This window comes from Cupriavidus sp. WKF15, assembly GCF_029278605.1.
In the GTDB taxonomy this organism is placed as follows: Bacteria; Pseudomonadota; Gammaproteobacteria; order Burkholderiales; family Burkholderiaceae; genus Cupriavidus.
Window position 1 is genome coordinate 1806398 of record NZ_CP119572.1, and the last position, 15871, is coordinate 1822268.

Here is a 15871-nt window from a genome sequence, read left to right on the forward strand (position 1 = left end):
CCAGGCCGGGCCAGAACGAAACCGGACTCAGGAAGGATGTACGCACATTCGGCATGTTCAGGATCCTTTCTGGATCGCAGACCTGAACGCGTCAGGACTCGATCCGGTTGCGACCGCCCTTCTTCGCACGGTACAGCGCCAGGTCACTACGCGACAACGGGGCTTCGGCACTGGCATCTGCCGCAGTCATGAGCGTGACGCCGATGCTGACGGTCAGGTCGATCCGCTGCTCATGCTCGATCAGCGGGTACTCGGCAATACGCCGCTGGATCCGCCCGGCCACGCCGATCGCGCCGCGCAAATCGGCCCCGTCGAGCAGGATGCCGAACTCCTCGCCACCGAGACGGCCGGCCATGTCGCCGGGCCGCAAATGCGCGCGCAGGATGCCCCCGAAGTGGCGCAGTGCGCGATCCCCGACGCCATGCCCCCAGCGGTCATTGATGGCCTTGAAATGGTCAAGGTCGCACATCATCAGCGCCATGTCGGTGGCGGTGCCGGTGCCGCGGCCACTCCGCAGGCTGGCGAGCCGCGTCTCGACTTGTGTCATGAAATGACGACGGTTCGGCAATCCGGTCAGGCTGTCGATCGTCGCCAGTTCCTGCAACTCGGCTTCGATACGTTTGCGCTCCGTCACGTCGGTGATGAAGCCATGCCACAGGATACTGCCGTCCGGCAAGCGCTGCGGCCTGGCATCGCCCTGCCGCCAGCGCAGGCCCTGCATGGGCAATTGCACGCGGTACTCGAGGTGCCACGGCGAGAGCTGGGCCGCCGAAGCATGAAACGAGGCACGATACGCGGCAAGATCGTCAGGATGAATCAGGGCTTCGATGCACAACGCATCGGCAGCCACCTGGGCCGGCGTCAGCTCGTAGATTTCCCTGATGCCAGCACTCGCATAAGGAAAGAAAGAACGTCCTTCGGGCAATGCGCAGTACTGGAACACCAGCCCGGGTACTTCATTCGTCAGGTTCGTGATCAGGTTGACGGCTTCGCGCAGGCTCTCCGACATCGTGCGCAGCGACGTAATGTCGGTGCTCGTGCCAACCATACGCAGCGCCCGGCCCATGCCGTCGCGGTCCACGACCTTGCCCCGGCTGCAGATCCATTTGTAGCTGCCGTCCCGGCACCGGATCCGGTGTTCGACCTCGTAACTGTCGGTCTGGCCGTCGAAGTGGGCCTGCATCGTCGCCTTGACGTAGTCCAGGTCATCGGGATGAAGGCGGGTGTAGCTCTCCTCGATCCGGTTCGACACTTCCCAGTCGGCATAGCCGAGCATGGCTTTCCAGCCACTTGAATACTGGATTTCACCCGTCGCGACATTGCGGTCCCAGATTCCGGTGCCGCTGCCGGCAATCGCCAGTGCAAGCAACTGTTCCCGCTTGCGCAGCGACGCGAGTTCCTCGCGGCAATGTGCATGCGGGTCGACCCGCACGCCGAGGGCGCTGGTCGGTATGTCTGCAAATGGCGGCGGAACAGGCATACAGGCGTCCGGGATGGGATCTGAGCGCCGAGTATACATGGGCCGATCCGCCACTTGCGCGGTGTTGCGCGTTGGTGCTGCGTCACATGGTGAATCGATTGTTGTCTTACCCAGAATGCGGACCAGCGGTATACTGTGAGGTTGCCGCAGCGAGTCCCGGTGTATCGGGTGAGGCTGTATTCAGGGGTCGTCCGCGCTTCGGGGACCTGATTGGCGCCGCAATGACCGGAGGGTTCACCTCCCTTTTGTCGGTGCGGCCGGCGAATGGGGCGCAAACAAGGTCGTGAACGTCGGGATGCTGCCTGCCAACGGGAGCCAACCCATGACATCCACGCCCCGACATGCTGCAACGCAACAAACACTGTAGAATATGCGCCCCCTGCTCCACGGACCACATGGCCCGAATTTGGCTCACCGCCACGCCCAATGCCAGTCCGATGCCTTGACAGCAGGCCAGAAAACGCACGCAATGAGTGCACGCTGCAATCAAAACGCGATTCACGAAGGAAACAGCAGTAGATGACGAGCGGTCCACAACGAACGGCTGCCAAAGGCCGCGAAGCAGGTACAGTCAAAGCCCTTGGCGCCTCGGCGGAATCCATGTCGCCGGACGAAGTCAACGCGCGCAGCCAGCAGTTGCGTGCCCTGATCCAGCTGGGCAGGCAGCGTGGGTATCTGACCCATGCGGACATCAGCGACCACCTGCAAGAGAACTTCACCGACACGGCGGCGATGGAAAGCATCGTCGCCACGTTCGCCGAAATGGGCGTGAAGATCTTCGAGCAGACGCCCGATGCCGAGACGCTGCTGCTCAGCGACAACGCCGTGGTGGCCTCCGACGATCAGGCCGACGAAGAAGCCGAGGTGGCGCTGTCCACCGTGGATTCGGAGTTCGGCCGGACCACCGACCCGGTGCGCATGTACATGCGCGAAATGAGCTCCGCCACGCTGCTCACGCGCAAGGAAGAAGTCGAGCTCGCCAAGCGGATCGAGGAAGGCCTGAACAACATGGTGCATGCCATCTCGGCCTGCCCGTCCACGATCGCGACCATCCTCGAGCTGTCCGGCCGCGTCGCCAGCAATGAGATGGGCATCGACGACCTCGTCGATGGCCTGAGCGATGAAAGCGGCGCGGACGTTGCCCTGACCGCCAGCGCCGACGACGCCGACGACGACAGCGCCGACACGTCGGACGAAGACGATGGCGACGAAGAAGACGACGACGCCGACGAAGGCAGCAGCTCGCAGCAGAGCGCCGAAGCCGACCTCGCCAAGCTGCGCGACGAATGCCTGAAGCGCTTTGCACGCGTTGCCGAGCAGTTCGAGCGCATGCAGCAGGAATACGCCGCCAACGGCGCGGACTCGAAGGGTTTCGTGACCGCCCGGGACACGGTGCGCGACGAACTGCGCACGATTCGCTTCACCGCGAAAACCATCGAACGCCTGTGCGCCGATGTCCAGACCATGGTCGACGACGTGCGCGTGGTCGAGCGCCAGGTGGTCCAGTTGCTGGTGGATCGTTGCGGCATGGACCGCGAGGACGTCATTGCCCGCTTCCCGGGCAATGAGACCAACCTGAACTGGGGCCGCGACCTTGCCGCCGAATCGCGTCCGTACAGCGCTGCCGTGTCACGCGCGCTGCCCGACCTGGAAGCCCACCAGCAGAAGCTGGTCGACATCCAGGCCCGCGCGGTACTGCCGCTGGCCGAGCTGAAGGCGGTGAACCGCAAGATGCTGGCCGCCGAGCGGCAGATGCGCCAGGCCAAGCACGAGATGACGCAGGCCAACCTGCGCCTGGTGATCTCGATTGCCAAGAAGTACACGAACCGCGGCCTGCAGTTCCTGGACCTGATCCAGGAAGGCAACATCGGCCTGATGAAGGCCGTGGACAAGTTCGAGTACCGCCGCGGCTGGAAATTCTCCACCTACGCGACGTGGTGGGTGCGCCAGGCCGTCACGCGCGCGATCGCCGACCAGGCCCGCACGATCCGCGTTCCGGTCCACATGATCGAGCAGATCAACAAGCTCAACCGCCTGTCGCGCGAGCTCATGCAGCAGACCGGCAAGGAACCCGATCCGGCCGTGCTCGCCGAGCGCATGGACATGCCCGAGGAGAAGATCCGCGCGATCATGAAGATCGCCCGCGAACCGGTCTCGATGGAAACGCCAGTGGGCGAAGACGGCGACACCAGCCTTGGCGACATGATTGCCGATTCGGACACCGCGACGCCGGCCGACGCCGCGCTGCAGGCCAGCCTGCGCGAAGTCGTGCGTGAAATGCTCGATGAACTCACGCCGCGCGAGGCCAAGGTGCTGCGCATGCGCTTCGGTATCGACATGGCGACCGACTACACGCTGGAAGAGGTCGGCAAGCAGTTCGATGTGACGCGCGAGCGGATTCGCCAGATCGAGAGCAAGGCCATGCGCAAGCTGCGCCATCCGAGCCGGGCCGATCAGCTGATCACCTACCTGCGGGACGCGTGATCGGCACCCAGGCAGGCGTCTTGCGGCTAGCAGGATGCGCCCGCGCGGGATGAAAAAGATGCCGGCAGCCCTTGGGCTGCCGGTTTTCACATGTTCCGCCATCTCCACGCACGGTTGTGAGTGGCCGTGCACGGCCGAATGGCCGCCTGACATATTGGTTGGTGCACAATCCGGCTGGAATGCATGGTGTATCCGCCAGCGCAGTGGCTTTCCGATGCACCGGTCCGCGTGCCCCATCCGCTACTCGCCGTGGCCGTAGGACAGCTCGTCCTTCAACAGAGCACACAGGAGTTTTTCCATGACTGACTCGAACATCTCATTCCTTGGCAGGATTTCGCTTGCCGTGGGTACCTTCCTTGCCATCCTGGGTAACGGCGAACTCGCTGCGAACGTACGGCGCCTGCGCACCGGCGCATTCCCCGCCGCTGCCCCGGCACCGGTGGCTGCGCCCGTGCCGACGCCGGCTGCTCCCGCACCAGCCCCGGCACCGGCATTGAAGGAAGCGAGCCCTGTGGCGGCTCTGCAACTTCTGGGTCTGCTCCAGCGCGATGCGCGCTTCATCGACTTCGTCGAGGAAGACATCACCGGCTACACCGATACCGAGATCGGAGCCGCCGCGCGCCTGGTGCACGACGGCTGCCGTGCCGTCCTGCGCGAGCATTTCACGATCCGGCCGGTGCGCGCCGAAGCCGAGGGCAGCCGCATCACGCTGGCTGACGGCTTTGACGCTACCGCCGTTCGCCTGACCGGCAACGTGGTGGGCAGCGCGCCTTTCCACGGCAGCCTCAGCCATCGCGGCTGGAAGGCCGAGGAAGTGCGGCTGCCGCGACTGGCCGAACGTCATGACGCCACCGTCATCGCCCCCGCCGAGGTGGAACTATGAGCGACGCGCGCTATTCCATCGGCATCGACCTGGGCACCACGCACAGTGCCCTGTCCTACGTCGACCTGACCGGCAGCGACGGCGAGAAGACCAGCCAGGGTGTCCTGGCCGTCCCGCAGCTCACCGGCCCCGGCGCGACGGAAGCGCGGGATCTCCTGCCCTCCTTCCTGTACTTGCCGCACGAGAGCGAGCTGGCCCCTGGCGACCTGGCGCTGCCGTGGAACGCAACACGTGAATTCGCCGTGGGCGAACTGGCCCGCAGCCGCGGTGCAGGCACGCCGATCCGCCTGGTATCGAGCGCGAAAAGCTGGCTGTGCCACCCTGGCGTGGACCGCCGCGCCGCCATCCTGCCGAACGATGCGCCGCCCGAAGTGCCGCGCGTCTCGCCGCTCGAGGCTTCGGTGCGCTATCTCACGCACCTGCGCGAGGCGTGGGACCAGGCCAATCCCGACGCACCGTTCGCTGAGCAGGACGTCACGGTAACGATTCCGGCCTCGTTCGACCCCGCCGCGCGCGAACTGACGGCGGAGGCAGCCGCCGCCGCGGGTTATGCACGCATGACCCTGCTCGAAGAACCGCAGGCCGCGCTCTATAGCTGGATCGAGAAAAGCGGCGGGCAGTGGCGCAAGCAGGTGAAGGTCGGTGACATCATTTTGGTCGTGGACGTTGGCGGCGGTACCACCGACCTGTCGCTGATCGCGGTGATCGAGCGCGACGGCAACCTGGAGCTGCATCGCGTCGCCGTCGGCGAGCACATTCTGCTCGGCGGCGACAATATGGACCTGGCGCTGGCCCACGTGGTCGCGCGCAAGCTCGCGGCGCAAGGTACACAAGCCGATCCGTGGCAGCTGCGCGCACTGACCTATGCCTGCCGCGCCGCCAAGGAAACGCTGCTCACCGACCCGACCACCGACTCGGTGCCGCTGGTCGTGCCGAGCCGTGGCTCGAAGCTGATCGGCGGATCGATCCGCACGGACCTGACCCGCACCGAGCTGACCCAGATCATCCTGGAAGGCTTCTTCCCGCAAGTGGACGTGTCGGCCCGGCCGGTGAGCCGCGCGCGCGTCGGCCTGACGCAGCTCGGCCTGCCCTATGCACAGGATGCGGCGGTCACCCGGCACCTGGCCGCTTTCCTCGGCCGCCAGGTCGGGGCGCTCGCGGAGCTTGAGGGTATGCAAGCCACGCAGCCGGCCAGCGCGACCTTCCTGCACCCGACCGCGGTCCTCTTCAACGGCGGCGTGTTCAAGTCCGGCCTGTTGGCGGACCGCATCCTGCAGACGCTGAACGGCTGGCTTGCGTCGGAAGGCGCGGCGCCGGCACGCCTGCTCGGCGGCGCCGAGCTGGACCTGGCCGTGGCCCGGGGTGCCGCCTATTACGGCTATGTGCGGCGCGGCAAGGGCGTGCGCATCCGTGGCGGCACCGCGCGCTCGTATTACATCGCCGTGGAATCGTCGATGCCTGCGGTACCGGGGTTCGAGCCGCCGATCCAGGCGCTGTGCGTGGCGCCGTTTGGCATGGAGGAAGGCACCGATGCCGAACTGCCGCCGCAGGAGTTCGGCCTGGTGGTGGGCGAGCCCGTTCACTTCCGTTTCTTCGGCTCGTCGGTGCGCCGCCAGGACCAGGTCGGTACGCTGCTCGATTTCTGGGGCCCCGAGGAACTGCAGGAACTCGAGGAAATCCAGGCAACCCTGCCGGCCGACGGCCGCACGCCCGGCGATGTGGTGCCGGTCAGGCTGCACGCGCGCGTGACCGAAGCCGGCACGCTAGAGCTCGAAGCCGTGCCGAGTGGCGGCAGCGAGCGCTGGAAGGTTGAATTCGACGTGCGCGGCGGAGCGGACACCTGATCACCAGCCGCAAATAAGCAAGGAAGCGATGAAGCGGTACACCGTCGGCATTGACCTCGGCACCAGCAATACGGTGGTCGCCTATGCGGAGACAGGATCGGACGACATCCGCGTCTTCGGGATCGACCAGCTCGTGGGCCTCGGCGAAGTCGCCGCGCGCCCCTTGCTGCCCTCGGTTCGCTACCACGCGGCGCCGGGCGAGATCAGCGGCGACGACCTGCAGCTGCCGTGGCAATCCGCCGCCAGCGCCGCCGCGCGCCGCACGGTGTTCGGCCGGCTGGCCGCCACGCTCGGTGCGCAGGTGCCCGGCAGGCTCGTGGCCAGCGCCAAGAGCTGGCTATCGCATGCGGCGGTCGACCGCACCGCGCCCATCCTGCCGTGGGGCGCGGACGAGGAAGTCGGGAAGATCTCGCCGGTCGCCGCCAGTGCCAGCTACCTGGGCTACGTCGCCGCAGCCTGGAACCACCAGTTTCCCGATGCAAGGCTCGAAGACCAGGACGTCGTGCTGACCGTGCCCGCGTCGTTCGACGAGGGCGCGCGTGCGCTCACGCTGGAAGCCGCGCGCATGGCCGGCCTGCCCGCGCTGCGCCTGCTCGAGGAACCGCAGGCCGCGCTCTACGACTGGCTGTTCCATCATCGCCAGACCCTGAACGCGGACCTTGCTCGAACCCGGCTCGTGCTGATCTGCGACGTGGGCGGCGGTACCACCGACCTGACGCTGATCCGCGTGGATATGCAGGACGGGCAGCCGCAACTGACACGGATCGGCGTGGGCAACCACCTGATGCTCGGCGGCGACAACATGGATCTTGCCCTGGCGCACGTCGCCGAGGCACGCCTTGGCCCCACGCAGGCGCGCTTGTCCGCGTCGGGCCTGTCCCAGCTGGTCGCGCGCTGCCGCGCGGCCAAGGAACAACTGCTCAGCGCGCAAGCGCCGGAGGCCGTCACTGTCACGCTGCTCGGCGCTGGCTCGCGGCTGATCGGTGGCGCGCGTTCGGTGGAGTTGACGCGGCAGGAGGTCGAACAGCTCGTCGTCGATGGTTTCTTCCCCAAGGTGTCGTCGAGCGAGCGTCCGGGACGCGCGCGCGGCGCCATTGTCGAATTCGGCCTGCCGTATGCGTCCGACCCGGCCGTCACTCGTCACCTTGCGGCCTTTCTCGGCCAGCACGCGGCACAGTCGCGCTCGGCGCTGGACCTGCCACAGACGCAGGACGACGCCTTGCCGATGCCGGACACGCTATTGCTCAATGGCGGCGTGTTCCGGGCCGAGGCGCTCGCGGGCCGCATCGCCGATACCCTGGGCGACTGGCGCGGATCACCGCTGAACGTCCTGCACAACCCCGACCCCGATGTCGCCGTAGCGCGCGGCGCGGTGGCCTATGCCCGCGCCCGCTCGGGACAGGCACCGCGCATCGGCGGCGGTTCGCCGCGCAGCTACTTCCTCGTGCTCGATGACGGCGCGTCGGGCCAGCAAGGCATCTGCCTGCTGCCGCGCGGCACCGAGGAAGGCCAGGAAATCCACCTCAAGGACCGTACCTTCGCGTTGCGGCTCGGGCATCCGGTGCAGTTCCACCTGGTCTCGTCGGTGGCCGACACCGCTTACCAGCCCGGCGAACTGGCCGATCTCGCGGGCGCGGACTTCGTTCGCCTGCCGCCGATCGCCACCGTCGTGCAGCCGCGCGGCGCCAGTGGGCCAAAGGAAACGCCGGTACAGATCACGACGTCGCTGACCGAGGTCGGCACGCTGGAAGTGCATTGCCACGAGCTTGCCGATGCCTCGCAACGCTGGCGGCTCGAATTCCAGCTCAGGGGCAATGAAGCGCCGGCTCCGGCCGCCACGACGGAAACGCTGCACCCGCGCCTGCCGCAAGCCATCGAGGCGATCGACCGTACATTCGGCGCGCGTTCGCAAGGCGTCGATCCCAAGGAAGTCAAGCGGCAGCGGGCGCAACTGGAACAGATGCTCGGGCCGCGCGAGCAGTGGGACAGCGCGCTGCTGCGCGAGCTGTTCTCCGCCTTCTGGGAGCGTGCCAAGCGCCGTCGCCGCACGGCTGACCACGAACGCCTCTGGCTGAACCTGGCCGGCTACTGCGTGCGCCCCGGCTTTGGCTATCCGCTGGACGAATGGCGCGTCGAGCAGCTCTGGTCGCTGTATGACCAGGGCATCCAGTACGTCAACGAGAACCAGAACTGGTCGGAATGGTGGACGTTGTGGCGCCGCGCGGCCGGCGGCCTCGATGAAAGCGCGCAGCTGCGGCTGCTCGACGATATGGCGTTCTATCTCCAGCCTCCTGGCAGCGCGCACTACAAAAAGCCCGCCGGCCCCACACGGTCCGGATATGCCGACATGGTCCGTCTGGCCGGGTCGTTGGAGAACATTTCCGCCGAGCGCAAGATAGAAGTCGCCGAATGGCTGCTGACGCGCCTGCGCAAACCCTCCGAGAACAACCAGAGCTGGTGGGCCGTGGGACGGATCGGCGCGCGCCGGCCGTTCTATGGCAGCGCGCACGGCGTCGTGCCAGCCGAGGTCGCCGCGCAATGGGTGGACGCCATTCTTGCCCTGGACTGGAAGAAAGTCGAACCGGCCGCCTTCGCCGCGACGCAGATCTCGCGCATGACCGGCGACCGCACGCGTGACCTGCCTGACGAAGTCCGGGCGGCCGTGGTGCAGCGGCTCGCCGCCGCCAATGCCCCGCAGAGCTGGATCGCCATGGTGCGCGAAGCGGTCGAGCTGGATGCGGCTGACGAGGGACGGGTCTTTGGGGAGGCGCTGCCGGCTGGCCTGAAGCTGATTGGCGGCGCGCCTTGACCAGCTTTTTTGGGTTCTTCTGCGGATTGTGGGGAATAGGTAATGACCAACCCCACCCCATGTGTCTCAGCAGCCACGCCATGCCTGACGGATAATGCGTGATCCTCGAACGCCAAAGCATCCCCCATGCACGCAAGCGCCACCGCCACCAGACGCCTGGACTGGACCACCCTGTTCCTGCTCACCTTCCCGCCTCTGAGCTGGGCGGGCAACGCCATCGTCGGCCGCTTTGCCGCAGGAACCGTGCCCCCGGTCACCCTGAATTTCGTGCGCTGGCTGCTGGCTGGCCTGCTGCTGGCCCCTTACGCGTGGCGCGGCGCCATCGCGCACCGCGCGACACTGCGCCGCCATGCGGGCGTGATCGTCGCGCTGGGCACGCTTTCGATCGCCAGCTATAACGCGCTCCAGTACCTGGCCCTGACCACTTCGACGCCGATCAATGTGACGCTGATCGGCGCGTCCACCCCGCTGTTCCTGCTGGTGATCGGCGCCACTTGCTTCCACGAGAAGATGAAGCCCTGGCACGTCGCGGGCGCGTTGCTGTGCCTGGTTGGCGTGTCCTTCGTGCTCGTACGCGGCGAACTCGGCCGCCTGGCGCAGCTCGATTTCGTCGCCGGCGACCTGTTCATGCTGGCCGCCACGATCGCGTGGAGTGGATACACGTGGCTGCTGCGCAAGCAGCGTCCCGAGTTGCCGCTGCCGGTACTGCTGTTCGCGCAGATTGTCACTGGCCTGGTCGTGAGCGCGCCCGTGACCGCCTGGGAACTGATGACGCTGGACCAGCCGCTGCAATGGAGCGGCAAGGTCGCGGCCATCCTGCTCTATGTCGCCACGATTCCTTCACTGCTCGCCTACTTCGCGTGGGACCGGGCCATCGCCCGCGCCGGTGCGCAGTTGCCGTCCTTCTTCATCACGCTGACGCCGGTGTTCGCGGCGCTGCTTTCCACGCTGCTGCTGGGCGACTGGCCGCGCTGGTACCACGCGGTCGGACTCGTGACCATCGGAGCCGGTATCTGGCTGGCGCAACGGCGCTGAACCGCCCGCGTGGGCGCGAGGACGAGCGCATTTCGCTTGCACACGGGTTCACGCGGAAAAGCGCATGCTGTGGCATGCGGCGGCGGCCTAAGCCAATGTCGGCGACGGTATTGGCAATATTGGCATCGGTCGGTTGGCGCAAAAGGAGGCATCATGGAGCGCGGCTATCAAGTCACTTTCTATACCCAGCATGACCGCAGGCACGGTAACAAGCTGCTAGCGGAATGGCTGATGGAGACGCTCAAGGAGATGGGCGTCGCCGGCGTCACCATGATGGTCGGCACGGAAGGACTGGGGCATGACCATGAACTCCATCGCTATCATTTCCGCTCCCCGCACGACCAGCCAGTCGAAATCTGCATGGTGGTCAGCGAAGCCGATTGCGAACGCGTGTTCCGCCGGCTAGACGAAGAAGAAGGCCTTGCGCTGTTCTACGCGCGGACGCCGGTGGAGTTCGGCAATGCCGGTGGCAGCAAGACGGCGACATCCAAGCCGTAAGCGGCATCGGTGCCGCGTGCGAGTAGACTGGATGCAGGCCCCTTCCGGCATGGCAATGCATTGGGAGATGATCGTGCATGGCTACCAAGTCACTCTCTATACGGTCGAGAACCGCCGGCACCACGGCAAGCAGCTCTCCCACTGGCTGCTAGAAGTCATGCGCGAGATGAACTTCCGGGGCGCGACCCACATGGTCGCGGCCGAAGGCATCGGGCACGATCACCGCTTTCATAGCTGGCACTTCGTCGAACTTTCCGACCGCCCGGAAGAAATCACGATGATCGCGACCGAGTCGGAGATCCAGGCGCTGTTTGACCGCCTCGCCGCCGAAGACGTGCATGTCTTCTACGCAAAGTTTCCGGTGGAGTTCGGCTTCCTCGGCAAAGCGGCGCCAGCCTCCGACGGCTCCCCGTCGGGCAATTCCTGAGAAGCAGTTGGGTGCGGATGACGCCTCATGGTCTGGCCAATCCCCCCTTTGCCGGAGACGACGATGAAAAAAGAGAGAAAGACAGCGCGCCAGATCCTGTCGGACAAGCCACGCCAGGTCATTGCGGTCGGACCGGATGACACCGTGCTGTCCGCGCTTGCGCTGATGGCCGACAAGGACGTCAGCACGGTGCTGGTCATGCAGGGCGAAAAGCTCGCCGGCATCGTTTCGCAGCGCGACTATGCGCGCAAGGTTGAACTGGCCGGCCGCAATGCCGGCGAGACGCGAATCCGCGAGATTATGACCACCCAGGTGGTCTGCATCTCGCCCGAACATTCGTGCGAGCAATGCCTCGCGCTGATGCATGCCAGGCGGATCCGGCATCTGCCGGTCCTTGAGTCCGATCGTGTCGTCGGCGTGCTGTCCAGTCACGATGTGCTCGAGGAACTGTTCCGCGAAGACGAGCACCTGATCAAGGATCTCGAGTACGACGTGCTCAGCCTGACCGTCGACACGGGCGGGTGCTACTAGACGGGTGCGGCACACCGCGATGGCTGAAGCGCTACCCGGACAGATCCGGCATCCGGGGGCGGAAGCGATTGTGGTCGATCACGCCGCCGCGCGCGGTCAGGATCGTGGCCTCGGGAATCTCCTGCCACACGCCCTGCACGTCGATCAGCGGCTCGGACAGCACCAGGAAGGCATCGTCGCCGGCAGCGATAATGCGCGGATCATCGGGATACAGTGCGCGCAGCTGCCGGAACGAGGTGCTGTGGAACAGCGAGCGCGAGGCCGACTCGCTGGAATAGCGCACCGCCACGACCTGCTGGCCGTCGGTCACGCAGACCGTCATGTTGAGCGGATGCTCGACGTCGTAGCGGTGGCCGACCTCTTCGATCAGCCCTGCCATCTGCTCCAGCGCGCCACGCGGGTCGCGTTCCAGCCCAAAGGTCAGTGCAAGGAAAAACATCACCTCGGAATCCGTGGACCCTTCGATCCAGCGGAACAGCTGCGGCGACACGGCCATCATCAGGTCGCGCCTCAGTAACGGATACTCACGGATCAGGCCGTTATGAACGAACAGCCAACGGCCGAAGCGGAACGGATGACAGTTGGTTTCCTGCGTCGGTGTGCCGGTGGCAGCACGCACATGGGCGACGAACAGCGGCGCCCGTACCGCCCGCGCCGCCTCGCGCAGGTTGGTATCGCTCCAGGCCGGGTGCAGGCAACGATACCGGAACGGCACCTCCGAGTGGCGTCCATACCAACCCACGCCGAAGCCGTCGCCATTGGTGGTGGTATGGCCCAGCCGGGAATTCAGGCTCTGGTCGATCAGCGAGTGTTCCGGCTGGAATAGCACCGCTTCGAGCGGGACGGATCGGCCTGAATAGGCCAGCCAGCGGCACATGATGCTCCTCCTGTTGGCGCGGGTCCGGTGCCTTCCGGCCCACACTTCAATTTTACCCGCGATCAGCAAAGCACAGGACCGCGGCATTCACCGGCTTGGGTTCACTCATCTCATCGCATCGCAGCAATCCGGGCACCCGCCGCCGTTTCCGGCGCGATCATTTCATACAGGGCCTGCGCGGCAGGCTGTAATGGCCTGTCACGGCGGCGTATCAACGCAAGGACACGGTCCACCGGGGGCTCGATCAATGGGATAGCGCAAAGCCGCGGATGATCGTGTGGCACCGCCATGCCCGGCAGCACGGCCATGCCAAGCCCAGCCTCAACCAGCGCCAGCACGCCGACCACGTGGTTGGCTTCGTAGTGAATGGTGGGGCGCCGCTCGAGGTGGGCGATGGCATTTTCGATCAAGGCGCGATTGCCGCTTTGCTTCGACACGCTGACCATCCTTTGCCCGGCCAGCTCCTCCCAGGCCACGCTCGCCCGCCCGGACCACGCGTGGTCCCGCCGCAACGCCAGTTGGTAGGGCTCCGCGCGGATCGCGCGGAACTCGATGTTGGGCTCCTGGGCGCCCACGAAGTTGAGCCCGAAATCCGATTCCCCCGACAGGACACTGACCAGCACGGCATTTGCACTTTCGTCAATGACACGGACCCGCACACCCGGATGCCGGCTGGCGAACGCATGGATCGCATCGGGCAGAAAATGCAGCGCGGCAGACGGTATCGCAGCCACTGTCACCAGGCCGCGTTGAAGCGAAGCCTCGTCGCCGAGACGGAACACCGCGTTGTCGAGGATATCCAGCGCGGCGCGGGCTTCCTCCAGGAACTGCCGGCCAATATTCGTCGTCTCCACGCGGCGCGTGGTCCGGTCCAGCAGACGGGAGCCAAGCGTCTTCTCCAGCTTTTCGATACGCCGGCTGAGGGCTGGCTGCGAAATGTGAAGAGTTTCGGCCGCCATGCGGAAGCTCCCTTTTTCGGCAGTCGCGACAAAGGCCTGCAAGTCTTCCAGGGCGAAATTAATGTGTAACATGCATCGAGTCATCAGAATATTGCAGTTCACAGATTAGTCGCCCGGAGATACGCTTGCAACGCCTGCTCGGGGCGTCGCGACGTGCCGGAAAGCGCAAAAAAATCAGACTGATCTCGGAGACTTACCTTGAAATACGCAGTTCGCCATCTGGCGCTCGCCCTTGCCCTTACCGCATGCACCCTGACCGCCTGGGCGGAAACCTGGCCCGCAAAGCCCGTGAAGTTCGTCGTGCCGTTTGGCCCTGGCGGCGCCAACGACCTTGTCGCCCGGGCCGTGGCCGACGCCGCATCCAAGCAACTGGGCCAGCCCATCATCGTGGAGAACAAGCCTGGCGCCGGCTCGGTCCTGGGTGCCGACTATGTCGCCAAGTCCGCCCCGGACGGCTATACCTTCCTGGCACCGGCGGCCGGCGTGATCACCAACGGGATGATCAAATCCCACATGCCATACAAAGAGCAGGATCTGGTGCCCGTCGCCATGCTGGCCGTCAGCCCGTCAGTCATCGTCGTGCCCGCCGACTCGCCGATCAAGGACCTCAAGAGCCTGATTGCCAGCGGCAAAGGTGGAAAGAGCCTGAATTTCGCTACGGCGGGTACCGGCAGCACGCCGCATTTCGTTGCGGAGATGCTGAAGCTTGCGACCGGCGCAAAACTGGAGATCATCCCTTACAAGAGCGGCTCCGAAGGCATGGTCGCGGTGGTCGGCAAACAGGTTGATGCAACCTCCGAGGCCAGCGTCGTGGTACTTCCCCAGGTCAAGGGCGGCAAGCTGCGGGCCATCGCATCCACCTGGAATACGCGCATTGCCGCGATGCCGGATTTGCCCACCGCTACCGAACTCGGCTATCCCGGCATCTTCATCGGTCACTGGTCCGGCGTATTCGCACCGCGCGGGACCCCCGACGCGATTCTCGACAAGATGAACAAGGCCATCGACGCCGCGATCAAGTCCCCTGAGCTGCGCGCCAGGCTCATCCCGCAAGGCATCCAGCCGATGGGCGGGACGCGGGCTGACTTCACCAAATTCCTGGCAGGCGAAAAGGCTCGCCTGGCGCCGATCGCGCGCGCGGCCAATATGAAGGAAGACTGACGGATCCGCATTGGTCAATCAGGAGACAACATGAAGCTGACAATCCTTGCCGCCAGGAACGCCTTGCCGGTTCTTATGCTCTGGCTGGCCGGCCCGGCATGGGCAGACGATATCCGTGTGATTACATCGGGTGGCTTTACTGCCGCCTATCAGCAACTCGTGCCACTTTACGAGGCCGCCACGCAGGACCATGTCATCACTGCCTTCGGCGCGTCGATGGGCAATGCGCCGGACTCCATTCCAAGCCGGCTGGCGCGGGGCGAGACCTTCGATGTCGTGATTCTTGCGGACTCCGGTCTCGACAAGCTGGTCTCGGAGGGCAAGGTGGCCGCCGGCAGCCGGGTGGACCTGGCCCGGTCGCTGATCGGCATGTCCGTGCGCAAGGGCACGCCAAAGCCGGACATCAGCACGACAGAGGCCCTGCGGCAGACCCTGCTCAACGCCAGATCCATCGCATATTCCGCGAGTGCCAGCGGCACATATCTCTCCAATGAACTGTTTGCCCGGCTTGGCGTCGCGGACAAGATCAAGGACAAAGCCCACAAGATCTACAGCGAGCGTGTCGGCGCGGTGGTAGCGCGAGGCGATGCCGAGATTGGCTTCCAGCAGGTCAGCGAATTGTTGCCGTTCAAGGAACTGGACTACGTCGGTCCCTTGCCAGCCGAGTTGCAGCAAAAAGTTTACTTTTCTGCCGGAACCATCGCTGGCCGGCAAACGCCGGCGTCTTCGCGGTTCGTCAGTTTCCTTGCGTCGCCGGCTGCGGCTGCGATCGCGGGCAGTACGGGACTGGAGCCTGTGGCAAAACCGCTGCCACCACCGTCGCCCCCGGCGCTCGGCCAACCCCAGAATCGATAGCCTGATTGAAACGGTTTCCCGGATTTGT

At 65.5% G+C, this 15871-nt stretch carries 13 protein-coding genes; 10 read left to right on the plus strand and 3 right to left on the minus strand.

The genetic code is table 11. The annotated features are described in order from the left end of the window. Positions 1–91: 91 nt before the first annotated feature. Complete coding sequence (locus CupriaWKF_RS08405) at positions 92–1480, minus strand: sensor domain-containing diguanylate cyclase (RefSeq protein WP_276100548.1); 1389 nt, start codon at positions 1478–1480, stop codon at positions 92–94. Between the two features lie 519 nt (positions 1481–1999). On the opposite strand from CupriaWKF_RS08405, the gene rpoD reads away from it, so the two are divergent. The 8 genes from rpoD (at position 2000) to CupriaWKF_RS08445 (ending at position 11991) form a co-directional block, all read left to right on the plus strand. Next, on the plus strand, positions 2000–3964 hold the full coding sequence (rpoD, locus tag CupriaWKF_RS08410; protein ID WP_276100549.1) for an RNA polymerase sigma factor RpoD: 1965 nt from the start codon (positions 2000–2002) through the stop codon (positions 3962–3964). Positions 3965–4262: 298 nt separating this feature from the next. Continuing rightward, on the plus strand, positions 4263–4847 hold the full coding sequence (locus CupriaWKF_RS08415) for a DUF2760 domain-containing protein (protein WP_276100551.1): 585 nt from the start codon (positions 4263–4265) through the stop codon (positions 4845–4847). Then, positions 4844–6691 (plus strand): Hsp70 family protein, encoded by a 1848-nt coding sequence (locus CupriaWKF_RS08420; protein WP_276100553.1) that lies wholly within the window; start codon positions 4844–4846, stop codon positions 6689–6691. Before CupriaWKF_RS08415 ends, CupriaWKF_RS08420 begins: the two co-directional genes overlap by 4 nt. Before the next feature lie 28 nt (positions 6692–6719). After that, the gene (locus CupriaWKF_RS08425) at positions 6720–9500 is read left to right on the plus strand and encodes an Hsp70 family protein (protein WP_276100554.1); all 2781 of its coding nucleotides are present in this window, start codon (positions 6720–6722) and stop codon (positions 9498–9500) included. Between the two features lie 126 nt (positions 9501–9626). Then, on the plus strand, positions 9627–10535 hold the full coding sequence (locus CupriaWKF_RS08430; RefSeq protein WP_276100556.1) for a DMT family transporter: 909 nt from the start codon (positions 9627–9629) through the stop codon (positions 10533–10535). 153 nt (positions 10536–10688) lie between these two features. After that, complete coding sequence (locus tag CupriaWKF_RS08435; protein ID WP_276100557.1) at positions 10689–11033, plus strand: DUF190 domain-containing protein; 345 nt, start codon at positions 10689–10691, stop codon at positions 11031–11033. A 73-nt stretch (positions 11034–11106) separates the two neighbouring features. Beyond that, positions 11107–11460 (plus strand): DUF190 domain-containing protein, encoded by a 354-nt coding sequence (locus tag CupriaWKF_RS08440; protein WP_276100722.1) that lies wholly within the window; start codon positions 11107–11109, stop codon positions 11458–11460. A gap of 63 nt (positions 11461–11523) precedes the next feature. Further along, on the plus strand, positions 11524–11991 hold the full coding sequence (locus CupriaWKF_RS08445; protein ID WP_276100558.1) for a CBS domain-containing protein: 468 nt from the start codon (positions 11524–11526) through the stop codon (positions 11989–11991). 31 nt (positions 11992–12022) lie between these two features. Here CupriaWKF_RS08445 and CupriaWKF_RS08450 read toward each other — a convergent pair whose 3' ends face one another. Then, positions 12023–12868, minus strand: a complete 846-nt coding sequence (locus tag CupriaWKF_RS08450; RefSeq protein ID WP_276100559.1) for a class II glutamine amidotransferase — start codon at positions 12866–12868, stop codon at positions 12023–12025. Positions 12869–12978: 110 nt separating this feature from the next. Beyond that, positions 12979–13899 (minus strand): LysR family transcriptional regulator, encoded by a 921-nt coding sequence (locus tag CupriaWKF_RS08455; protein ID WP_276100723.1) that lies wholly within the window; start codon positions 13897–13899, stop codon positions 12979–12981. A gap of 126 nt (positions 13900–14025) precedes the next feature. On the opposite strand from CupriaWKF_RS08455, the gene CupriaWKF_RS08460 reads away from it, so the two are divergent. Together CupriaWKF_RS08460 and CupriaWKF_RS08465 are read left to right on the plus strand one after the other, a co-directional pair. Beyond that, positions 14026–14988, plus strand: a complete 963-nt coding sequence (locus tag CupriaWKF_RS08460; RefSeq protein ID WP_276100560.1) for a tripartite tricarboxylate transporter substrate binding protein — start codon at positions 14026–14028, stop codon at positions 14986–14988. A 30-nt stretch (positions 14989–15018) separates the two neighbouring features. Beyond that, positions 15019–15843 (plus strand): substrate-binding domain-containing protein, encoded by an 825-nt coding sequence (locus CupriaWKF_RS08465; protein ID WP_276100561.1) that lies wholly within the window; start codon positions 15019–15021, stop codon positions 15841–15843. The last annotated feature ends 28 nt before the right edge of the window (positions 15844–15871 follow it).